Genomic DNA, 23,467 nt, shown 5'->3' with positions numbered 1-23,467 from the left:
CAAAACAATGTCGGCTGCTTCCCGAGCAACATCTGTCCCTCTTTCTCCCATAGCCACACCAATGTTTGCCGTTCGTAGGGCCGGAGCATCATTTACCCCATCACCCGTCATCGCCACAATTTCACCATCGGCTTTTAACATCCGAACAATCCGCCATTTATCTTCCGGACTGACTCTGGAAAAAATATTACACTTACGAATGACTGATTGTATTTCCTCTTCACTGAGACTTGCCAATTCTTTTCCTGTATAAACTAAATGGGAATCTTTTAAGCCAATTTGATCGGCAATGTTTTTTGCTGTCTCTGGATAATCACCCGTGATCATAATCACGCGAATCCCAGAATCGTAAGCTGTTTGTACAGCCAAGGGAACAATCTCTCTGATTGGATCTAAAAATGCCAAAAGCCCATAAAAATCATAAGTGATATCTTTTCTTTCTTCTGGGATTTCATTTGTCTGTGAGTGGGATTTGGCAACACCGAGAACTCGGTATCCTTGTTTTGCCAATTCATTGGTTTTTGATATCCAAAAATCCAACTTAGAAGATTTAAATTCACACAAATCAAAAACTGCTTCTGGAGATCCTTTTGCATAACTTACATAAACATCCCCTTCTTTCAAAACACGAACCATAGTTAAATGGTCAGGAGTCAAAGGAAAATCTCGAACAGAAACCAGAGCTGCATCCTCGACTTGATCGTATAAAACCAAACAATCAGAGATGGCAATGTCCATAGGATCAAAGCTAGGATGTTTGGAAGCACAGTAAGCAATCTGAAGCAAACCTTTTGTTTCTTTCGATAGAATTAAATCGGGAACCAGTGAAACTGTTTCCGATGGAGTGACCACAATCCCTACTTTCATTTTATTTTGGGTGATGGTTCCTGTTTTATCAGAACATAATACAGTGGCAGCACCTAATGTTTCTATGATGGAGGATCGTCTGACTAAAACATTTTTAGTACTCAATCGAAAAGCACCTAAGGCAAAGAAGATTGTCATCACCAGAGGAAGTTCCTCTGGCATAAGCCCAATGGCAAGTGTTAGACCCGAGAGTAAACCCTGCAACCACTGGCTTTTCACAATTCCAAAGTAAAGAGCAAGCACCACACACAAAGAAGAGGCCACAATAAACAAATTACGCACAAGCCTTGCCACCTCTACTTCGAGTAAGGTTCTACCCACAGCTTCATCCGCAATTTTTCGACCAATCTTTCCAATTTCTGTTTGATTTCCGACGGCTGTCACACGACAAACCCCCTCTCCACTAACAACTAACGAACCGCAATAAATTTGATTTGTATGTGACTTGGAAACAGGAACCGACTCTCCCGTTAATAGAGATTCATCACAAGAAAACATCCGATCCGAAATGAGTTCTGAATCGGCAGGTACTCGATCACCTTCATTCAAAATGAGTAAATCATCATAAACCACATCCTTTCCTTCGATGCGAATGATTTGTTTGTCCCGAATCACGTTGGTCCTGGGGCTTGCTAATGAACGAAGGGCCGAGATTGCTGTTTCTGTTTTTTTCTCTTGGATGAAAGTAATTGTAATGATTCCAAGAACGGAGAATAACAACAAAACTGCTTCTCCACGATCTCCCAAAAGTAAATACACGATGCTTATGGAAATGAGAAGCAAAATCATCGGCTCCGTCACCACACCAAACAACATTTGGAAGATTCCTTTTTTTTGTGAGGAGGAGATTTCATTGGCCCCATACTGGGCCCGGTTTTTCCTAACTTGTTCTTGGGTTAACCCCATACGGATGTATTCTGAAATTTGTTTTGGAATCGAAGGCATATTCTTATTTGATTTGGTCTTGTATTTTAAAAGAAATCTGTTTAACATTCTAGAATGTGCGATACATCTCTTGCCACTGAAAAATTTACCAATACTCAAAAAAGAATCTTCGCCAAAAACTCCGATCGGGAACCAAACGAAGCACAATCCATTCTCCATCTTCCTCGTATGGAATACACAAAGGGTTCTACATTACGTACTACTTATATAGAAATTCCGCAATCCCCCGTTACTTATGAAGTTTTTTTAAGTAAACCCTTCCATATGTGGGGAGCAGAAATGGGCGTGAATGAATTTGGGCTTTGTATTGGAAATGAAGCCGTTTTTACCAATTTAAAAATAAAAAAACAAAACAATGGTTTAACGGGAATGGATTTAATCCGACTTGCTTTGGAAAGATGTAAATCGGCAAAAGATGGATTATTTCTGATCACAGAATTATTAGAAACGTACGGACAAGATGCTTGCGGTGGTTATGAAAATCGTTCCTTTTTCTATCACAATAGTTTTATCATCGCCGATCGCACAGATGGTTATGTTTTAGAAACGGCAGACAAATATTGGGTGGCAAAAAAAATCGATTCGTTTTATGCGATCTCTAATGGCCTGACCATCGGATCCGATTTTGATTATTCTTCTCCCAATCTGATAAACAAATTACGCAAAAATCCAAATAAAGAATTTTCTTTTAAAGATCATTTCACTGACCACTTTTATACATACATGAGTCACTGTAAAGATAGAAGGAAATTACACCAAGAAACAGCCCAAAACTTAGAAAAAGAAAATGCAAGTTACACCACCAAACAAGCAATGATTGCTTTAAAAACACATGCGATTGAAACAGATGAATTTGAACCATCGTCTGCTTCGATGAAATCTCTTTGTTTGCATGCAACAGGGCCAACGACACCCAACCAAACCAACGGAAGCCTCATCGTAGAATGGGATACATCAGAAACGAACCAAGATCCTCTGAGAGTATTTTACACAGGAACATCCACTCCTTGTTTGAGTTTGTTCAAACCTTTCTTTTTCGGTACTAAAAATTTCATGACTTCATCCAGTTTGTTATCCTATGCAACTTATTCGGAAACCTTATGGTGGTTACACGAATCCATCGCAAGAAAATCCAATTTTGATTACCAAGCGGTACGCTCCATCCTTGTTCCAGCTTTGATTGGATTACAAGAATCTGTTTTCAATATAACGAAAGACTTTCTTTCTCCTCAAAAAAAAGAAGAAGCACAGTGGCGTTTTTTGAAGGACCACGTGAACATACTAAAGAAAGTAGATGAAGAACTGATCCAATCCAAAATAGGAATGAGTCGATGGCAAAACCCACTCTTTCAAATCTATTGGTCAGGACAAAATAGAAAGTTAGGAATCCCTTTCCGCAACGAGAAGAATCAATAAATCGTTTACATTGGTTCCCGTAGCACCAGTAAACAAAAGGGAGTTTGATTCTTTGAGTATGGGATAGGAATTAGAGTTTAAAAGTTCCGCTCGAGGATCCCAACCTATGGCATTCATTCGATCGATACTTTCCGATTCGATGATCCCGCCGGCAGCATCAGTGGGACCATCGGTTCCATCCGTGCCACAAGAAATAAAAATCCACCTCCGGTCTCTTTCTAGAGATTCAGAAAGGATGGCCATCCGAAGAGCAGTCTCCTGGTTTCTTCCCCCAAGACCTTTCCCTAAGACTGGACAAACGAGTTCACCACCAAGTAAGATCGCTTGTTTTTGATGGTTCTTTTTGGCAGTTATCAATTCACCAAACATAGATTCTGCGGTTTCTTCGCTGGACTTGTCCCATGAATCCGAGATGGTTTTCACCTCATACCCTAAAGATTTTGCCTTTTTTTCGATAGCAGATAAAGACAAAGATAAATTTCCAATCACAAAATATTCACTTCCTGGATAACTCGGGGCCGAGGCAATGACTTCTGGATTATCACCTAACACATCGGATATGACAAAAGTATAAACTTTAAGATTTGAATTAAGTTTTTTTAATAACTTCCCACCCTTTACGGCAGAATATTTTTTTCTCTCGGCATTGATTTCATGGATCGAAAGCCCTTGTTTTAATAGGTCTTGGTTTAACTTACTGAGATCCTCTAAATGATAACCAAATTCAGGAATTTCGAATAAACTAGATCCACCTCCCGATAACAAAACAATCAATTGGTGGTCTTCCCCTAAATCTGTGAGCTCCGATAATACTTCGCGTGAATGGAGTTCGGAATTGGAATCGGGGATGGGATGGGAGGCCTCTCTACATTTCCAAACTCCCATTTGACCTTTGGATTGGATCTCTAAGGGAAGGTGTCCGTATTTGGTAATAATAAATCCCTTATCCACCGGACAAAATTCCTGAAAGGATAAGGCCATGGAATACGCAGCTTTTCCCAAAGCAAAAACATAGCTCTTTTTGTTTGGTTGGTTTAAAAGTTTTAGAAGTTCTGGATTTTGATTCCAAAACTCTATAAAAAGAAATTGGGGAGTGGCAGCACGAACTCCCTCTCTAAAAAGTAATTCAACTTCTTCTCGTAACGAATTCAAAGAAAAAATTTCCTACTTTGCCTGTAAGGAATCATACTGAATGCCCGAGGATGTAATTTGTCCAAATTTTAAAACATCGGTTGGACAAAGGGAAACACAAGCGGAACAACGTACACATTGTACGCTATCCATAGGAATCCCTCGACTGGCATATCCCATAACATCAATTCCTTGGTGGCAATTTTTGGTGCAAATATTACAAGAGATACATCGTTTTTTATCTGAAAAAATTCGGAACTTGCTGAATTTAGCATAAATATGCATTAGAGAAGCAAGGGGACAAAACATACGACACCAAATCCTTCCAGAAAAAAGGAAATAAAATCCAACACCCACTACCCCCGCAAGACCAATATCCACAACGAGATCATAAATCCATTTTATGGAATCAGCAAGGAATTCACCCATTTCTAAATTTGGATCATATACTTTTCCGTAAACACCCACAAGTTTTAAAACCGTAAGGATAAAAGCCAAAAGTAAAATGTATTGGCCGGAATGTTCTAACCGATATGCCCATTTTCCATGAGGCATCTTTTGTCTATGTTCATCACCTAATGTTTCAGCAAGACCACCACAGGAACAAATCCAACCACAATAAGCCCCTTTCCCATACTTATAGACCAAAAGAGGAATGAATCCAAAACTAAACAATAACCCATAACCTAACCAAAAATTGGTGATCCCTACATCATACAATACACCCATACTTAGTGGCCAAGCCAAAATAAATCCATAAGCTTTCCAATAAGCATCATTCGGGAAAATTTCCCTGCGGATGTACCCCTCTGGATTTCCTAGGTATCCTAAGTCACCGAGTGCAGGCAGGATCAACTCAGGCAAAAGAAACAAAAAGAAAACTTGAACAAAAATCAAACTAAGGGTTTGGTAAAGTATATACTGAGTTTTACGAATTAGTATCCTTCGAATTCCAAACACTAGGATGGTCAAAGAATACAACATTGTATAATGAAAAGATGGATACTTTCCAAACAAGGTATAACCAAAATAAGTAGCGGATAAATAAACAAAAAGAAAATAGAAAAATAAACCTAAAAGATAAGTATTTCGAATCCATACCCAAGGTTGGAAAGAACCTACCCTCTGATTCCATTTTAAAGAAACAAAAACCAGTAAAGAAAGAATCGATACCGCACCAAAAACCGTAGCCAATGGAGAAAACCAACCTGGTCCGTAAAACGAAGCCTTCCCGAAATAAGCAAGGCAAGCAAAGGAAAATAAAGAAACAAAACCCACCCAATCAGAAAGGGATTTTTCATTTTGGATTTTGATTCCTATTTTTTTCAAAAAAGGAATGGGAGCTGCATTCCCAATCAAAACATAAACCAAATCGGACTTGAGTTTGATAGAAGAACTTGCCATTTTTACAAAAACATTTTGATCGGAAATTTCAGTCACTTCTGCTTCTAATTGGAGTTTAATCTTCCCTTCGCGAACCAACTCATCCAGACGTTCTTTATTTTCTTGTTTTGGTCTTTGGAATTCCTTTCCTCTATGGATTAAATTCACTTCTTTCGCATAAGAGGAACAGGCGATGGCAGCTTCGAGCGCACTATCCCCTCCTCCCACAATCACAACAGACTTATCTTTAGAATCATAAGGATCGAATAAACGGTAAAACACATTAGCTTTCGACTCACCCTTCACACCCAAACGTTTTGGATCGCCCGATTTACCAATGGCAATGACTACAGAACTGGTAAGATAAGACTCACCCGTTTCCGTTTGCACTGAATACAAAGAACCATTCGTTTGTATGGAAGAAACCCGTTTCCCTGTATGTAGCTCGATGGGTTCTTTTTGTAAGAGACCATTTAAATAATCCAATAAATCTTCTTTGGTTGAATCTTGGATTTTGATTTTCGATTGAGATCCCAAATCTTTTGGTTCCGCAAAAATAGGTTTTTGTTTTGGATAACTTTGGATGGTTTGGAAAGGAAGGTTTGCTTCGAGTACTACATATTTTTTGCCCAGTCGACTCGCTTCATAGGCACAAGATAAACCAGCAGGTCCCGAGCCAATAATCACAACATCCAAAGCATCTGACTTATTATTTCGAATATGATTCCAAACACTGACTCCACTTTCCGCGGCAAATTTCAAAAGAGGAACACCCGTTAGGTCTCCTATGATAAATACATTAGGGAGATTCGTTTCATAAGAATCCGATATCTCCGGATAAATTTCTACAGAACCTGTAGGTACCGATTTAGTTAACCAACGAAAGTAGGATGAGGGCCACATATTTAAAATTGGACTATAAGATTGAAAAAAAAGAAATGAATTTAACGGGCAAGAGGAAGTTGGATGATAATTTTTGTTCCCAATTGTGCTTTGCTGACTACTTGAAGCGAACCATCTTGTTCTTTTAACAATTCCATACAAACAAGAAGACCAAGACCAGTTCCTTTCTCACCAACCGTTCCAAATCCAGAAGCAAATCGTTTTCCTTCGATTATTTTGTTTAAAAGTTCATCTGTCATTCCCACACCATTATCTTGAAATCGAATTTCCATGAATTGAGAAACAGGTTCAGCTTCTATCACAACTCTTCCCTTCGGATGAGAATATTTTACTGCATTCGACAATATATTACGCAAGACAGTCGCGGTCATTCGTTCATCACAATAAACGGAAGCATTCTCAGGAACTTTGATTTCCCATGTGATTCCTTTGTCAGTAGCCTGTATGTTCAGTAAATCGAATGCATTTTTTAAAATTGCGGATAGATCCAAATTCTTTGGATTACACTGCGTTTTTTTAGTTTCATTCTGAACCCAATCCAAAAGGTTTTCTAAAACCAAATAAGTTTGGTTTGTAGTTTTTTTTAGTTCTTTCAAACCAAAAATCAATTCGTCTCTTTCGGGCACGGATGTTGTGAGATAACCTAAAAAAGTACTCATAGTGCCAATAGGCCCTTTTAGATCATGAGCAAGGATAGAAAAAATACGATCCTTATGGTCATTGGTCCGAATCATTTCTTTTTGGATGCGATTGATATTCCTTAAAAAATAAAACATAAACAAAACCACAAAAGACAAACAAGAAACCACCGAATTGATACGAAACAACTCTTGCACTTCTTTGTGATACAAAAATGTTCCTTCTTCAAATAGTCCAGGCTTACCAAAAAACTCAAACCAAACATAAAACGCGGTATTCGTCAAAAACACAAAGAGGATCCACCACTTTTCCTCATAGGAAAAGAGTACGAAAGGTACGATGGCAAACACGAGAAAATAATAATAGAATCCACCGGAGCTACCGAAACTAAAGGTGGAAACACAAAGCAAAGGAACAGAAACGATGAATACTAAAATGATACGAGCAAGAGCATACCGTTCTTTTACATTTAAATATAATACAAACAAAAGTGTGGTGATGACAAAAACATGAACCAAATTCATAATCTGGTAATAAGGGGCACCAGCGATTGTAAAGAGAAAAGAATATTGGATGTTGGAGAAGATTCCGAGAACTGCAATTAAATTAGAAAGTTGGACACGAACAGAGGATTCCAAACCCAAATGTTTCGTGACTCCTAAATTGAGTAATCTGCGAATTCCCAATCGATCGAGCAGTGCTTTCATTTGATATCGATCGTAAAGTAAGTCACATCATCTGACAAACGAAATGCGAAATTTCGAATATCCTTTTTGATTTTTTCGTTCAGGTCTTTTAAGGGGAGGTGCAAACCTAAGGCCAATTGCTCCTTTAGTCGTAATTCTCCGTACAATTCCCTATTCTTGTTTTGGCTTTCCGTAATCCCATCCGTATAGAAAAAGAACCGGTCCCCTGATTTTAGTTCCTTGGAAAAGGTCTCTACTAGAATGTCCTTCTTCCAACCCATGATGGGGCCCCTTCCTCCCAGGGCTACCAAGGAATTAGAAACAACATTCATAGAGTAAGGACTAGGATGGCCCATAACCGAGTATTTCATTACCGATTTTTCCAAATCAAAATGACTCACAACAGCTGTTATATAATTTTTTTCTACAACAGGTAACATTTTGAGATTGAGTTCCAACAGAAAGTTTGCGGGATCTTTTTCTTTGGGAGCTATCTCTAAAAAATTTACCTTTAACATACTAGCGATGAGAGCGGCAGCAATTCCGTGACCAAGAACATCACATAACAAAAAACTAATGGATCCATCTTCATGAATGTAGTAATCAAAATAATCCCCACCAATTTTTTCCATAGGCATAAACACTGAGGCGACACTTAAAGAATGGTGTTTGAATTCCATAGGCGGGATCAATTTGGATTGTAAACCTGCAGCCATCACTAAATCATCATGGAGAAGTTTATATTGTTTGTGTAGTTCTTGTGTGCGAAGAGTGACTAACATCTCTAAGGATTCATTTAAATTACGAAGCTCTCTTCTCGTTCGTGCACTTTGTAAGGCAATGGCAAGGACTCCCGTAAATAAAAAAGTCAAAATCCCATACTGGGTGAGATACCCATTTTTTCCTGTAATGACGTCGGAAATGACATCGGCTATTCCGAAAAATGTAGCAACAAGAGCACCAAGGGAAACTACAATTGCCTCAGCCGATTTTTTATAGTTTCTCGCAAGCAACTGAACAAGAATAGGAACTTTAATTGCCAGCAATACATACCAGATATATACCAAATAAAAACGACTGTCGGGATCCATAGAAAACAATTGAAAGAATGCAAGCACTGTATCCAAAAAGAATGTAATCGCCGCAAGTTTTGTAATCCGTCTGTCGAAAAGAGTATGAACGAATAACATGATAAAGACAGGAAAGATAAACTGACAAAAAAATAATAACCTCACGAGGATTTCCGGATGGATCATTAAAAAATGAATTTTATTGAGAACAGGTAACCTCCATCCTACAAAAAACACAGCCGTTCCCGCTAAATACAATCCAGATTTAGAAGAACGATTGAGGGCATATCCAATGGCTTGTTGGAGAAAAATCCCAAAAAATAAAGCAGCAATGAGGATTTGGTTTACATCTTCAAAAACCATTTTGTCTTTGATTTGATCCTGCGAACCAAAAATAGGAACCGAACGAAACACACCGCACCTAAACTGTGTTTCACGACACTCCACTTCCACCACCAATTCATTTTCACCTTGTCTTAGAAGAGAGATGGGAATCTCATAATACCTAACTTTATGCCAATAAGGATAGTAATCGGGCGAAAAACTTCCGGTAGAACCGATTGACCTACCATTCCAAAAAGTTTGGTCGGCGGAATGAATTCTATCCATATAAATAGCCTGTGAGGATTCAGGAAGGGTGGGTACAAAAATTCCCAATCGATACTTTCCTTTGATAGGAACTCGGTATCCTTGGTCAACTAAGGGAACACCAACTAGTACAGGTTTGGCTTCCGTTTCTCCTTCTAATTGGAATGTCCAACCTGATTCTAAAGAGAGAACCTCTGCATTCAGTGATCCAGCAGCAAGAAAAAGAAAAACCAAAAAAAGTTTCATGGATTTATCCAAAGAAAGTTCCAATTCCATGGGAGAAAAAATAACCAATCTAGATGTTTCATAGAATCTCCGGAGAACACCGGAAGGATTGAATAGAACATCCAAGGAAGTGCAAGAATTTTTTTAGATGTCGTGGTCTTAGAAAACCCTGTTTATCTTTGGATAAACAGGGTGGTTCGAGCTATAAGCCGGCTTTTTCACCGATCTTTTTTCCATATTCAGGATCACATTTGACAAAGTGTTCTACATTCTTTTTCACCAAATCTTTTGGAATTCCCTTCATGGTTCCGGCGATGACAGAAGTCAACCGTTCTCTTTCTTCTGGTTTTAACATACGATACAAATCACCTGCTTGAGAAAAATCATCATTCTCTTTATGGCTATTGTAACGATCGGCATCAGAAGAAATACGAAGAGGTGGTTCACTCACTCGCACATCCTCAATGGGCCCAGAAAATCCGTTCGGTTCATAGTTATCATAAGAAGGATTTTCTTCTGACCGATAACCATCCATTTGATATGTCTTTGTCTGAGCTTTTGATCGATTGACAGGAATTAGTTGGTAGTTTCCACCCAACCGATATCTTTGAGCGTCCGGATAGGCAAACAATCTACCTTGCAACATCTTGTCTGGGGAGGCACCAATTCCTGGAACCAAATTACTCGGACTAAAACCAGCTTGTTCTACTTCAAAAAAGTAGTTCTTTGGATTTTGGTTCAACTCAAGTTCTCCCACTTCGATGAGTGGATAATCTTTGTGAGACCAAACTTTCGTTAAATCAAAAGGATTTACCTTATAATTTTCTGCATCCTTTTCTGGCATGATTTGGATACAGACCTTCCATTTCGGAAATTCTTTTTTGTGAATGGCTTCGAACAAATCTCTGGTTGCATAGTCAGGGTCTGATCCTGCGAGTTCCCCCGCTTTTTCAGGAGATAAGTTTTTGATTCCTTGTTTTGTTTTGAAATGAAACTTCACCCAGAACCGTTCTGATTTTTGATTCCAAAAACTGAATGTATGGGAACCATATCCATTCATAAATCGGTATCCATCCGGAATCCCACGATCACTGAAAAGAATAGTGATTTGGTGCATGGCTTCTGGAGCTTTTGCCCAATAGTCCCACATCCGAACAGGATTTTTATAACCAGTCACAGGATCTCTTTTTTGAGAATGAATGAAGTCAGGGAATTTTAATGGATCTCTTTCGAAAAACACAGGGGTGTTGTTTCCAACCACATCCCAAATCCCATCTTCTGTATAGAACTTCACGGCAAATCCACGAGGGTCTCTTTCTGTATCTGCGGAACCTTTTTCACCAGCAACAGTAGAAAACCTTAAGAAAAGTGGAGTTTCTTTTCCCTTTCCTTGGAATACTTTCGCAATGGTGTAATCCGATAAATCTTTTGTTAGGCGAAATACTCCGAAAGCACCAGCTCCTTTGGCATGAACCACTCGCTCAGGAATTCTCTCCCGATTGAAATGAGCTAGTTTTTCAATCAAATGGGTGTCCTGGATGAGGACGGGACCACGTTCTCCCGCAGTGACACTGTGTTGGTTACTAGATACAGGCTGTCCACCTGCTGTCGTTAGTTGGTTATTGCTCATACTAGAGCCTCCTTCTTATTTTTTAAAAATATATTTTTTGCGGACTTACGAAGGTATTGGATCCAAAGTTTCCAATTCTTTTGTTGAGGTTGGGAGGTTACCCTTTCTAAGTAAGAAACGATCTTCTCCCGGCCAAACATCGTTGCAAAATCCAGTGCACTTAGGCCTTGCGGGTTTCTTTCTTTAGGATCTGCGCCCCAATTCACAAGTAACCTAACAATCTCGAGGTGACCTTTAAAGGAAGCACCCATCAAAACCGAATTCCCTGACCGATCTTTGTCACGAGTACTGGCTCCCTTTTCGAGAAGGTAAGCCGTGAGGGATTCCCAGCCGTGGTAAGCAGATAACATCAAAAGAGAATTCCCCTTCTCATCCTTCCATTCTAAGGCCGCAGGAAAGTGAGTTTCCTTGGAAAGTGAGGCTAAATCGCCCATCCGTGCCAAACGAAAGGCAGTTACCTTTTCGGCTGCCTGTCCTTGGATCGTGGACTGGAATTCCGTCCAGGCCGTGGATTGGTTTGCCCTACTCTCTGTTTCTTCATCCATTCCGGTAGCCTCCCAGCTTTCCCCCTAGGGATTTAGTATATATTTAGACTTAATCTAAATATATACTAAATCTAAGCAAATGATTTTTTAGACTTAGTCTAATTATTGACAAAAAAAAGCACAAGGAGAACGTGAAACTGAGATGGACTTAAGTTACCAAAAAACCAAGGAACTCCTCGAATCCCACGGGATCCGACCGACTTCACAAAGATTGGAAATGGCGCACTTACTTTTGGAACGCCACCAACACCTCTTTGCGGAAGAAGTATTTCACTTGGTCAATTCGCACTTCCCTCATGCATCAAGGGCGACCATTTTTAATAACCTCAAACTCTTTGCGGAAAAGGGAATGCTTGGGACTTTGGAATTAAAAAATGGTGTGACTCATTTTGATTCGAACATTGGCCCCCACCATCACGCTCTGAATGAAGAGACAGGCGAGATTACTGATGTGGAAATGAATGAAGAACTAGAAACAAAAGTTCTAGAGGAACTAAGAGAAAGTTACTTTAAGAAGACAGGAAAAAAACTAGATAACGCCAAACTAGTCATTACACTTAGAGGGAAATAAACTCCCTCCAAGTTCCATCTCTATACTGTGAGATGGTGTTAACGATACAAAGAGAGATCCTCTCTTTACTTTTTAATTTTATCTTTATACTTGATGGCGATCGCAGAAGCGTTCCAGATCACTCGGTTCCAAACAATGAGTAGAATACTCTTTTGGCGAACCTCAAATCGGTAGTTGATGATATCATCCCCACCTTTTTCGCGAGCTTGTTTTAAAAGTTCGCTATAACCCGTTTCTCCTGTGACTACCAGTAAAAACCAAGATACAAATTCCCCTTGGGTTTCGACAGGTCCAAGGATTTGGTAATCCTCTGATGTCATCACATACTGAGTCATATTCGCGGCAAGACCCGGTGATCGTAGTTCTGTATAAATACAGTTTCCAAAGAAAGTTCCAACTAACAGGAATACAAAAGTTCGAATGAAAAACTTTTTCATAACGCCCCCTTTAGGTTACAACCTAAAGTTTTTTATCCGCAAACAAACAAACGTCAAGAAAAAAGAGAAGATTTTTAAAAAGAAAAGGTTACAGTTTTTTGACATATGTCAGAAACGTATCCTTCCATTGCGATTAGTGGGATTGGTTCCGTAACAGTTACCATCATCCATGCACTCCACCAAAATGAAGTTCCCTTTCAAATCCTTTGTCGTAATGAAAACAGATTCCAATCTTTAAGTGCATCTCCCATTCAGTTCCAAGGGCCTAATGGAAAAAAAGTAAGTATAGACTTAAAAGACCATCTAACAAGGATTCAAGAAAACAAAAGAAAGTTTGATTATATTTTGATTGGATGTAAAAATCAAAATATAAGGGAATATTTAGAAGAAACAAAACCTTTACTCGGACCCAATGGAAAATGGATCTTAATTCAAAACGGAATTCCCGAATCTCATTTTGAATCGTATCAAAATCAAATTCTCGGTGGGGTTGTGGGATGGAATACCCAAACACTCCTCGATGGAACCTATTACCAGTCGAACGTAGGAAGTCTCATCCTAGGTGATGCTTCCGGAACAAAGCCAAATCCCATTTGGGAAAAAATCTTACCACCTTTCCTACCAGTGGTTCTAACAGACCAACTGATCGGATACCGCTGGCATAAACTAGCCATCAACTCCATCATCAATGGGCTCGCTGCCTCCAAACAAGTGAGTTTAGGGGGACTTTTCCTAAATAGAAATTCTAGACGAGAAGCCTTAGAAACATTAACAGAAATTAAACGATTAATCAATGGATTACACATTAAAGAACTAGTGGTTCCTGGATCTTTTCCCATTCAAAAATTAGGTGATGGGTTGGGAGCTTTACCCGGTTGGATTCGTCATTTGATCCTTATCGTTCTTGGTTTGAAATACTTCCGAATCCGCACTTCTATGGTTCAAGATTTAGATCATGGACGAAAAACTGAAATTGATTTTATCAATGGAGAAGTTGTGAAAATGGCAAAAGCACTCCAGATCCCAGTGCCTAAAAATGAATGGATTGTAACTAAAGTGAAAGAATCGGAAGGGGCTTTGGTACCCAAACTTTAATTTTTGGTTACTTCCCGAGTCGCAGTAATTCTGAAATGGAGTGACTCGCTTCCAAAGGATGCCGTAACTTTTGTTCCGTTTGGATGAGGTATTGGTTCCTACGCCCATCTTTACTCTTTTCTAAAATCTGCGCGTCGACCAAATCTTTAACAATGGCCTGAACCGCTCTTTCCGTAATGCCAACAAGTAAGGCTACATCTTTCAATCGCATCTCTGGATCTTTACTCAGACAAATCAAAACATGTGCATGATTGGAAAGAAAGGTCCACTGCCCACCTTTCTTGGAATTTTCTAAGGGTTTGCTTTTTTGCTCTTTTATCATTCTTTGTATCAAAAATCTAAACTAGAACTAGGAATTATAGGATCAACGCCTTAATTCCGATTCTATTTCTGATAATCAGGCTCTTCCGACTCTTTATAATTCCGAACATACCAAGCCCAATAGATAAACAAAAACTGCACTGGCAATCGTGCATATAATGCCCAAATCGGGTAACCATAATCCTTTCCGTCTAAGGCCGTAAGCAACATATTGATGTTAGCTGGATAGATTGCAAGCAGAAGGAGGATGATCGCAAAACAAATCATCTTTCGCATGGGCTCATAAAGAACAAGAGCACCCAATGTAATTTCCGCAAGCCCACTCGTTACGTTTAAAAATTCCTGGAACGGCAGGTAATCAGGCATGATTTCTAAATAGAAATCAGGAGAGAGGAAATGATTAGTTCCCGCAATGATATAGAATGCCCCGAGAGCGTACACGAGAAATTTTTTCATCACCGAACTAGAACACAATGATAGAAAAAATCATTACAATTTTTACTGGGACAGAAAAATGACAACATCTGGGCCGAACCCAAACCCTGTCCCGGTTACTATCTAAATGCCAAATTAGGCAAATTTTGGTTGCGACCGAACTTTGTTCCCCCGGTGGCTACAAAACCTTTTGATGATTTAGGCAACAATCTGCCCTTCTTTTGATTTATAATGCCCCAATTTTTCCTCCAAACGTTTGCGACTTTTTATCGTAATGCGGTTGGGTTCGATGACTAGGTTGGTATCACTTAGAAACTCTTGGATGGTATCTTGTTTGACCTTGATGATTCCGCACATATTACAAAGTTCTTCTATCTGGATGTAAATGGTATGAGCATTGGCAAGACTCTCATCCAAATTTCGACCCAATCGAATGTCTTGATCACGAATGGAATTGTACAAATATGCATAAAGTCGGATCACGGGAGTTTTCAATCGCAGAATCACGAGACGTTGGTGCGAAAACCAAATTCTTCTCGCAATACTTTCGAAGATTTTTTGTAATAAAGAAGGCCCAACGGATTCAAATAAATTTTCTGCTGTCACTCGCAGGATTTTACTTTTGGTTTCGGTAATGGCAGAAGCCATCCTCGGTGCATTATCAATAAGTGACATCTCTCCGAAAATTTCTCCAGGCCCGAGAACATCGATGACATATTCATAACCACGAACAATTCCGAATAGTTTGACGTTCCCTTCTAACACAACATAGATTTCGTTGTTTTTTTCACTTTCGACAAAAAGAATTTCACCGGCTTCTACATTGCCTTGCATTCCATCCCAAACATAAGGTTTGTAATTAGAACCAATGGCCCGGAGAAGGTCTGTAGCTTCTGTTAGGTTATCTGTAGAGTTATTTTCTTTTGACCAATTTAAAAAAGTTTGTAAGGAATAAGCCGCTAAATTTGGTTTTTGCCAAGACAAATACGTCCTCGCATTTTGAACCAATCGTTCGGGATGGTAATCTCTGTCTGCAGGTTTGTTGGCTTTGGAAAGGTGTTTTTGCAGGGTTCTGAGTTCTCTAGAATAAAGACCCAAAATCTTCATCGCGAGTTCTTTTCTTTCTTTAAGATATGACCCTAGAAGTCGGATGGGAATTTGAACCAGTTCCACATCCGTATCGGCAAACAAAGTCACCAAAAATCGATGTTCGGTGAGGGCAGATACAAGTCCAAAACTATCCCCTGCTTCATAATAAGCAAGTTCATGATCTACCACAATGTGTTCGGAATCCACCGAAACTCGGCCAGACCTAACAATGAAAAAGTTTCCTGTATTGATGGAGTTCTGCACTACGATGGCAGCACCCTTGGAATAATTTACAACTTTGATTTCTTCTACAGACACTGAATCAAAAATAATGTTTTTGAAGGTAACGAGTCAAACACTTAAATCTAAGAAGTCATTTGATCCCAAATCAAATCGTACACTTTATTAGCAGAAATTTCTTTTTTCGGATATGGTTTGTCCGAAGAAAAAATAGGGTAAAATTCCCTTTTTCCATGAAGGGCACCGTGGGAACCCTTCACCAAATGGGAATCCAAGGGGATGACATCCATAAGATAACGAAAACCCAATTTTTTACGAAGTAGTTTTAGCCCTGCCCGCAAACGAATCCCTGGTTTTTTCGGATCCATAAACATTTCACAAGGATCATATCCTGGTTTTCTATGAATATCCACCAAACGTGCATAATCTGGAGCCAATTTGTCATCTAACCAGTAATAGTAAGTAAACCAAGATTCTGAATCAGCAACCACAACAATGTCTCCGGAACGTTTGTGATCGATATGATATTTTTTTTGTGCTTTTTTATCTAAAATCAGAGAAATGCCAGGAACATCTTTTAGAAGATCTACCACTTGTTTTTGAATGCTGGAATCTTTACAATAGATATGGGCAATTTGGTGGTCAGAGACAGCAAAAGCCTTAGAGGCACCTGGATCAAGGAGTTCATACCATCTTTCTTTGCGAACCGAAACAAGTCCTTTCTCCCGCAAAATTCGATTGATATGGATCGGATTATTGACTTCTGTGATCCCATATTCAGACAAAAGAATGATCTGAGTGTTTTTACTTTCATAATAGGTAATCAATTGTTTTAGGACGGAATCAATCTCGCGAAGTTCCTTTTGGATCACATTCAGGTTTGGTCCAAACTTCTGAAGGCAATAATCGAGATGAGGAAGATACACTAATGTGAGGGTGGGATTGTGTTTTTGGTCTACAAGGATCGTGGCATCGGCAATCCACTTCGTGGATTTGATATTGGCATTTGGTCCCCAAAAATGAAATAGAGGGAACTGACCTAAGGCCTTTTGTAATTCATCCCGAAGTTCTGGTGGATTGGAATAACAGTCGGGAGCTTTGACTCCATCGGCATGGTATTGTGGTCTTGGTGTCACTGAATAATCCGCACTTGCGTACATATTGTACCACCAAAACATTTTGGAACACGTGAAGTTCGGATCTATTTTTTTAGCTCGCTCCCATATTTTTTCTCCTCCCACCAAATGATTGGATTGTTTCCAAAATTTAATTTCTGAATCGTCCGCATCATACCAACCATTCCCAACAATTCCATGTTTGTTGGGCCACTCCCCTGTCAAATAGGTGGACTGGGAACTCGTTGTCAAAGCAGGAAGCATGGGTTCAATGAGTCTAGTTTCTTTCTTTTCCAAATATTTTTTTAGAAACGGGGTAAACTCTCCCACCAAATGAGTGCTAAGTCCCACAACATCAATTACGACTGTTTTTTTAAATGGATTTGATTTTGTTTGTTTCATATTTCAATCCTTGGATTCTCTTTCTATTTCTAAAATCGATTCTACCCATTGCAGTTCTCGAATGATGGAGTCAGCGATGGGGATTTGTAATTCTTTTGGCAATACGCCCCAGGTATAAGTTTCTACTTCTAAGGCATCCGTGATCTGAAATTCTTTATGTAGGTGCAAAAGTTCAATGAGCTCTTTTTGGGTAGAAGATACAAGCCCATAGGAATCTAAAAATACAGGCACATGGAAATGAATCCGCCATTCCTCTAATGATTCCCCACCTACTTGCAAAGCTTCTGGTAGGTCCGAATAGGATAGTATTTTTTGATTTGCAGATTTAACCACCACCTGATGGAGGTAAGTTGGTTCATCAAAACTGGCAAGTAAATCCATGGTTTCTTTCGTTTCTTTGGGAAAATTGATTTTTAGAGCGGAACTGATTTGGATACGACCCACTTGGATGGAATTCTCTTTGAGTAATTGAATGATTACTTGGTTGTCTTCGAAACTAACCGCAGAATGACAAACATCCAAACAAATTCGGATATGTGTTTTGGTTAAACCTTCCGCCATCTCCCGGGAAACTCCCCATTTTGTTTGGACTTGAGATACAGCATTTGGTAAAAGTAGGTTCAAAAACCACTGCACCCAAAGATTTACATTTCCCAAAATCCCATCTGGTTCCGGTTCGATATCCAAATGCAAAATTTGGTCTGTTTTATTTTGAATTTCAATTAAATGGAGGAGAACGTCTACAATCTGTTTGGTGGAAGATTCGATTCTTTGTTTGCGATCTCGTTCGTTCGTATCAAAAAATTGATAGGATAATGGAGGAGTAGAGACCCCACCTTCCATTCCTTTCGGTAACAATTGAGATAGAATCGAAAATAATCGGAGGGTATACTCCCTTCTCTCCCTTGTGGTCCAATCCGGATGATAGACATTTTCTTTCACAACGGTTTCATGGAATCCTCCATACGGAAACCCATTGATTAAAAAAACATAGAAACCTTCCTTCGCAAGCCAAGTTTGGAATTCGGCCATGGTCTCAGGCTGGATCAGTTCTAACGATGCTTCATTTGCGAGTCGAAGGCCAAGGCCCATAGCTGCCTTCGGTGAGATTGTTTTTCGAATGAGGGGAAGGTTTTCTTTTAGATGAGAGAAATGATCCGACCAAGATTCCCCTGGGTGGATATTCGAACAATAGGTTAGATGGCCGTATTTTGTTTTCATCACAAATCAGCCAAAAAATCTACGGAACTTGCGAGTGTATTTAGATCGATTTCATGGACTTCTTTTGCTACCCCAATACCAGCTAACAACATAATGGTGAGCCTTCCCCCCAAATGTTCTCTAAATTCTTGTAAACCCAAATACAAATTTGTTTTTTCTTTCTCGGACAACTGCGGATGGTAGATGGCAAACCCCAGTTTTTTTAGAACGGAGAGAATCCGATCCCGATCTCCTTCTGTAAGTAAATTCTTTTGGTATGAATAAACAGTATCGAGTGCCATCCCAATGGCGACGGCTTCCCCATGCCTGAGCGAAAACTCGGTTAGGTATTCTAATTTATGAGCGGCCCAATGTCCAAAGTCTAAAGGCCTTGAGGATCCAAACTCAAAAGGATCGCCTTTGGCAATATGATCCATGTGGAGTTTGGCGCAACGATGAACAAGATAAGACATCTTCTCTAGATTACGGTTTCGCAAAGCTTCCGCATTCGATTCGATCCAAAGAAAAAAATCCTTATCCTTGATGAGAGATACTTTGATTGCTTCTGCCATCCCAGAACGCCAATCCCGATCATCCAAACTTTCTAAAAATAAAAGATCATTAAACACGGCAACAGGTGGGGCAAAACTTCCTAAAAAATTCTTTTTACCTTTATAGTTGATTCCGTTTTTCACTCCCACACCAGAATCATTTTGAGAAAGAACCGTTGTCGGAATGCGAACCAACCGAATTCCTCTATGCGAAACCGCAGCGACATAGCCCACTAAATCAAGGACAGCCCCTCCTCCAATCGCAATGATATACGAATGCCGATCAATTCCATAAGTATCAACAGCATCGACTAATGATTCCCAGAGCTTGGGATCATTTTTACAATCCTCACCACCAGGGACAACCACGATATCACTTGTTAGCTGGACAATCAAATCTAAACTCTGAAAGTAAGTTTTGATTTCTGCAATTAAATTCGGATGGTGAGCGACCAGGCCCTCATCTAAAACGACGAGTGCTTTCTTTACCGTCCCTTCCTTTCGTTCAGAAATTAAAAACTGGCGCAAACAAGGATTTTGAATTTGGAAAATTCCTTTTGTGAACTGGACCGTATAACGGTAAGGAACTTGGAACTCAGACAAAAGAGGAGGAAAAGAATCTTCAATCATAATACAACTCTAGGTAACAGAAAAATATTTTGCCAAACCCAAAGAAAGGGGCAATAAACAAAGAATGATCAAAGCAACCAATACAAATCCAAAACTCGCAGCAAAGGAGGCATTGAGAAGAATGAGGGAGATGACACCCATCTTTACCGCCTTACCAATCATAGGTCCTATTGGATTTTGGTAAGCACGAAAAAGAGGAGGAAATACCATTCCTAAATGTAAAAAAACAAAAGGTATACTGAAGGGTAAATTTCCCAATCGAAAAGATATCAATGACATAGAAACAAAAACAATCAGATAAAAAATACCTGCAACCACTAAGGATTTCTTTTTGCCACCATGGACTTCATCTCGACTGATCATTGTTATGGCAGCGATGTATAAAATCGGGAAGAAAGAAAGTGAAACATCGGATAAATTGATTTCAGAAATAAGACTCATTCCAAGAATTAAATTACCACCACGGCACATCCCCATAAAAATAGGACCGAGAAGGGAATGGTGTTTCGCAAAACGATTGTAAGTAAGAATTAAAACAACAACAATGGAGGCAATCCACCCGCTTTGGATTTGGTAAAGAAAGGCAAAAAAAACTCCGAGTCCCAAAAACAAACTTCCCAAAACCAAAGCAGATCCTTTCGATACTTTCCCACTGGGGATGGGACGCTCCGGTCTTTCTTTGGAATCAATGGCTAGATCAAAATAATCATTGAGAACTACGCCCCCGCCATACAAACCAATGGTGGAGACAAGAAGAAAGACAGGAGTTAGGTCCTTCCAAACAAAACCAACAATGGCCATACCCGCAAGGATATCGGCAAGGGCTGTGATTACATTGGCAGGCCTGAGAAGGGTAAGATAAGCTTTGAGTAACATCTATTGGATGAGGAGTGAGTTTTTATTGATCACAGGTTGTTGGCCACCGCGTAAGATGGAGTTCCCATGAAACTTGGCATTCGGATCTGGTTGGAATTCGGTTTCAAAATCACTGACATCAATTTGTCCACTTTTTGCAAAAGCATCAATCGCGTTTTGGTAGGTGACCATTCGAATCACTTCTAAAGGAATTCCTCGTTGTTTCATTAGGGCAGCCGTTTTCGGAATGGCCAGTGGGTCAGAGATTCCCCAGTCTGCGCTGGAGTTGATCATGATCCTTTCCGAACCATATTTTTCCACAACAGCTACCATTCTTTCATTTCCCATTTTGGTAAAAGGATAAATTGTAAACGCGGCCCAAAATCCTTGGTCTAACACTGACTTTACGGTCTCTTCGTTATTGTGATCCACAACTACAAAGGATGGATCCAGTCCATGCTCTAAAGCAATGGACATACTCCTTTCGGTTCCTCTTTTTTTGTCCCGATGGGGTGTATGGATTTGAACAGGTAATTTTGTTTTTTTTGCCAGTTCCAATTGCAAACGGTAGTATTTTTCCTCTAACGCAGTTTGGTCATCAAAACCAATCTCTCCAATCCCAACGACACCTTCTTTATAAGCGAACAGAGGTAATATTTCCATCACCTCTTCCGCCAGACGTTCGTTATTTGCTTCTCTAGAATTTAAACCCATCGTGCAGTAGTGTTTAATTCCAAACTGGGAAGATCGGAACCTTTCCCAACCCACAAGGCTACTATAATAATCCTTAAAACTAGCAAGCCCTGTCCTTGGTTGCCCTACCCAAAAAGCAGGTTCTATGATGGCAACAATTCCTGCCTTTGCCATCATTTGGTAATCATCAGTTGTTCTTGAAACCATATGGATATGGGGATCAAAAAACCGCATACCAGCGATTAGGTTTTGGTAGTCCTCCCACAACAAATCTCTATGAGTTGGGACCTCTTCCTTTGGGTGGGTGGATTCAAAATGAGAAGGATTTTGCGGTTGGTGGCTCGGGTTCTGACACATAGATATTTATTCAGGAATGGACTCTAACTTAGACCAATCCAACTCCCCTTTTTGTATCGATAATTCTAAGTCTGGAAACTTTGTGAGTAAGGAACGAATTTTCGGATCCTTAGATTCAAAACAAACAAGGGCTGCTGCTTCTTTTTCCGCTTTGATTTCGGATGCAAATAAAGAAATGAGTTTGGGATAAACCGTATCATCCGCAAAAGAACCAATCAGTCTCCATATTTGAGGAGGGACAGTCCTTCCTGCCGCCATTCGTTCGCTGATAAAATCAGAAATGCCAAGAGCGAGTTCTTTATTTTTACGCCGATCCAATCCATAAATCCAGTGGATGGGTTTTCCGTTAAAAATTGTTTTTAATACAAGTTGGTTCCAGGAAGCTTCTGGAAAATGAAGTTCTGGATAAGGATTTTGTAATGCAATCGCATCAAAAACAAATCCCATATTGGAACGCACGGCATCTGTTGCCCGAGCCAACCATTCAGTAGGATAAGGGAGGAGAGGTAATGCAGAATACAAAGCAACTAACTCATTTAACTCAGCGGTATCGAATAGTGTTTCTATATTTTTAATGAATGATTCTTTTGGTTGTATAGGCAAATGTAATAGCAACCAAACGCGGGCTAAACGAACAAAATTCCAACCGTCAACTTGGAATCCTGGTAAATCAGAAATCAAATTTTCCCTAGACTTAGAATCATAAGAAAGATTTTTTTTAGATAAAAACCGGGGTGCTGCCACAAACGCTGTCATCAAATCCAAATCATTCGACTTCGCCTTGTCTTCTAACCATTCACGTTCTTTCTTTGTGGTTTGTTCCCAAAGGAATTGAGTTAATTTTGTTGAGACCTTTGCCATAAGAAACTAATAATTGAAATCTTCCCTGCCATAGGTCGCTTCGTAAATCAAATATTGCCTTCCTCACTCTCTTTCTCAAACAATTGGCTTATTTTTTGGTGATGATTTTTTGGGAAATGGTCGCTTCGTTTCATAACTTAGATTACATGCATTTCCATAAAATAGAACTTGGTAATTCTATCTCCACAAAACAAAAAGGAAACTTTTGGAATGTCCAGAGAACTGCCTATACCAAACGAAGAAGAAATTCTAGCAAAAACAAAAGAATGGATTTTGAAATCTGTGATTGGGCTCAACCTCTGTCCTTTTGCCAAACCGACTTTCCAATCAAATACAATTCGTTATGTTGTCAGTAGTTCTAAAACGCAGAAAGAATTACTAAAAGATTTAGAAACCGAATTAATCATTATAAAGGAGGCAGTTCCTGCCATTACTGAAACTACCCTTCTCATCCACCCCTATGTTTTGGATGATTTTTTTGACCAAAATGATTTTTTAGATGATGCCGATCTTCTCTTAAGTCAATTGGATCTGGAAGGTTTCATTCAAATTGCCAACTTCCATCCTTATTTTCAGTTTGCGGAAAC

At 39.5% G+C, this 23,467-nt stretch carries 21 protein-coding genes; 4 read left to right on the top strand and 17 right to left on the bottom strand.

Annotated features, from left to right (window positions below; genetic code table 11):
- The coding region (locus tag JWG41_RS10795; protein WP_205269943.1) for a cation-translocating P-type ATPase at positions 1–1,812 on the bottom strand (1,812 nt) is incomplete at its 3' end.
- A gap of 54 nt (positions 1,813–1,866) precedes the next feature.
- On the opposite strand from JWG41_RS10795, the gene JWG41_RS10790 reads away from it, so the two are divergent.
- Positions 1,867–3,228 carry a C69 family dipeptidase gene (locus tag JWG41_RS10790; protein WP_205269942.1) on the top strand — a complete coding sequence of 454 codons (1,362 nt, stop codon included), beginning with the start codon at positions 1,867–1,869 and terminating at the stop codon, positions 3,226–3,228.
- Here JWG41_RS10790 and JWG41_RS10785 read toward each other — a convergent pair.
- The 6 genes from JWG41_RS10785 to JWG41_RS10760 form a co-directional block, all read right to left on the bottom strand.
- Positions 3,193–4,380, bottom strand: a complete 1,188-nt coding sequence (locus tag JWG41_RS10785) for a glycerate kinase type-2 family protein (protein WP_205269941.1) — start codon at positions 4,378–4,380, stop codon at positions 3,193–3,195. The genes JWG41_RS10790 and JWG41_RS10785 overlap by 36 nt on opposite strands.
- 12 nt (positions 4,381–4,392) lie before the next feature.
- The gene (locus JWG41_RS10780) at positions 4,393–6,645 is read right to left on the bottom strand and encodes an NAD(P)-binding domain-containing protein (RefSeq protein WP_205269940.1); all 2,253 of its coding nucleotides are present in this window, start codon (positions 6,643–6,645) and stop codon (positions 4,393–4,395) included.
- 41 nt (positions 6,646–6,686) lie between these two features.
- A complete protein-coding gene (locus tag JWG41_RS10775; protein ID WP_205269939.1) occupies positions 6,687–7,991 on the bottom strand; it encodes a sensor histidine kinase in 1,305 nt (434 codons plus the stop codon).
- Positions 7,988–9,874 (bottom strand): PP2C family protein-serine/threonine phosphatase, encoded by a 1,887-nt coding sequence (locus tag JWG41_RS10770; protein ID WP_205269938.1) that lies wholly within the window; start codon positions 9,872–9,874, stop codon positions 7,988–7,990. The genes JWG41_RS10775 and JWG41_RS10770 overlap by 4 nt, the downstream gene beginning before the upstream one ends.
- Before the next feature lie 181 nt (positions 9,875–10,055).
- Positions 10,056–11,483, bottom strand: a complete 1,428-nt coding sequence (locus tag JWG41_RS10765) for a catalase (RefSeq protein ID WP_205269937.1) — start codon at positions 11,481–11,483, stop codon at positions 10,056–10,058.
- Positions 11,480–12,028: an ankyrin repeat domain-containing protein gene (locus JWG41_RS10760; protein ID WP_205269936.1), complete on the bottom strand. Its 549-nt coding sequence runs from the start codon at positions 12,026–12,028 to the stop codon at positions 11,480–11,482. Before JWG41_RS10760 ends, JWG41_RS10765 begins: the two co-directional genes overlap by 4 nt.
- A 142-nt stretch (positions 12,029–12,170) precedes the next feature.
- Between JWG41_RS10760 and perRA the strand changes: the two genes are divergently transcribed.
- On the top strand, positions 12,171–12,599 hold the full coding sequence (gene perRA / locus JWG41_RS10755) for a peroxide-responsive transcriptional repressor PerRA (RefSeq protein ID WP_205269935.1): 429 nt from the start codon (positions 12,171–12,173) through the stop codon (positions 12,597–12,599).
- 65 nt (positions 12,600–12,664) lie between these two features.
- On the opposite strand, the gene JWG41_RS10750 is transcribed toward perRA, so the two are convergent.
- The gene (locus tag JWG41_RS10750; protein WP_205269934.1) at positions 12,665–13,036 is read right to left on the bottom strand and encodes an LIC11742 family lipoprotein; all 372 of its coding nucleotides are present in this window, start codon (positions 13,034–13,036) and stop codon (positions 12,665–12,667) included.
- A gap of 105 nt (positions 13,037–13,141) precedes the next feature.
- On the opposite strand from JWG41_RS10750, the gene JWG41_RS10745 reads away from it, so the two are divergent.
- Positions 13,142–14,131 (top strand): ketopantoate reductase family protein, encoded by a 990-nt coding sequence (locus JWG41_RS10745; protein WP_205269933.1) that lies wholly within the window; start codon positions 13,142–13,144, stop codon positions 14,129–14,131.
- A gap of 7 nt (positions 14,132–14,138) precedes the next feature.
- On the opposite strand, the gene JWG41_RS10740 is transcribed toward JWG41_RS10745, so the two are convergent.
- From JWG41_RS10740 to JWG41_RS10700, 9 genes are all read right to left on the bottom strand, one after another.
- Positions 14,139–14,453: a winged helix-turn-helix transcriptional regulator gene (locus JWG41_RS10740; protein WP_205269932.1), complete on the bottom strand. Its 315-nt coding sequence runs from the start codon at positions 14,451–14,453 to the stop codon at positions 14,139–14,141.
- Between the two features lie 62 nt (positions 14,454–14,515).
- Positions 14,516–14,908, bottom strand: a complete 393-nt coding sequence (locus JWG41_RS10735) for a DoxX family protein (protein ID WP_205269931.1) — start codon at positions 14,906–14,908, stop codon at positions 14,516–14,518.
- Between the two features lie 177 nt (positions 14,909–15,085).
- The gene (locus JWG41_RS21220; protein WP_205269930.1) at positions 15,086–16,294 is read right to left on the bottom strand and encodes a Crp/Fnr family transcriptional regulator; all 1,209 of its coding nucleotides are present in this window, start codon (positions 16,292–16,294) and stop codon (positions 15,086–15,088) included.
- Positions 16,295–16,341: 47 nt separating this feature from the next.
- Complete coding sequence (locus JWG41_RS10725; protein ID WP_205269929.1) at positions 16,342–17,733, bottom strand: alkaline phosphatase family protein; 1,392 nt, start codon at positions 17,731–17,733, stop codon at positions 16,342–16,344.
- Between the two features lie 3 nt (positions 17,734–17,736).
- Positions 17,737–18,954, bottom strand: coding sequence for a metabolite traffic protein EboE (eboE, locus tag JWG41_RS10720; protein ID WP_205269928.1), 1,218 nt, complete (start codon positions 18,952–18,954; stop codon positions 17,737–17,739).
- Positions 18,954–20,114, bottom strand: coding sequence for a 3-dehydroquinate synthase (locus JWG41_RS10715; RefSeq protein ID WP_205269927.1), 1,161 nt, complete (start codon positions 20,112–20,114; stop codon positions 18,954–18,956). The genes eboE and JWG41_RS10715 overlap by 1 nt, the downstream gene beginning before the upstream one ends.
- A 9-nt stretch (positions 20,115–20,123) precedes the next feature.
- Positions 20,124–20,990, bottom strand: a complete 867-nt coding sequence (eboC, locus tag JWG41_RS10710) for a UbiA-like protein EboC (protein WP_205269926.1) — start codon at positions 20,988–20,990, stop codon at positions 20,124–20,126.
- A complete protein-coding gene (locus JWG41_RS10705) occupies positions 20,991–22,019 on the bottom strand; it encodes a TatD family hydrolase (RefSeq protein WP_205269925.1) in 1,029 nt (342 codons plus the stop codon).
- A 6-nt stretch (positions 22,020–22,025) separates the two neighbouring features.
- Positions 22,026–22,880 (bottom strand): EboA domain-containing protein, encoded by an 855-nt coding sequence (locus JWG41_RS10700; protein ID WP_205269924.1) that lies wholly within the window; start codon positions 22,878–22,880, stop codon positions 22,026–22,028.
- Between the two features lie 210 nt (positions 22,881–23,090).
- Between JWG41_RS10700 and JWG41_RS10695 the strand changes: the two genes are divergently transcribed.
- Positions 23,091–23,467 (top strand): DUF1415 family protein (locus JWG41_RS10695; RefSeq protein WP_205269923.1); only part of this gene is annotated, 377 nt, incomplete at its 3' end.

The organism is Leptospira chreensis (genome assembly GCF_016919165.1).
Lineage (GTDB): Bacteria > Spirochaetota > Leptospiria > Leptospirales > Leptospiraceae > Leptospira_A > Leptospira_A chreensis.
The sequence above is the reverse complement of the archived record's forward strand: the minus strand, read 5'-3'. Positions and strand labels throughout refer to the sequence as shown.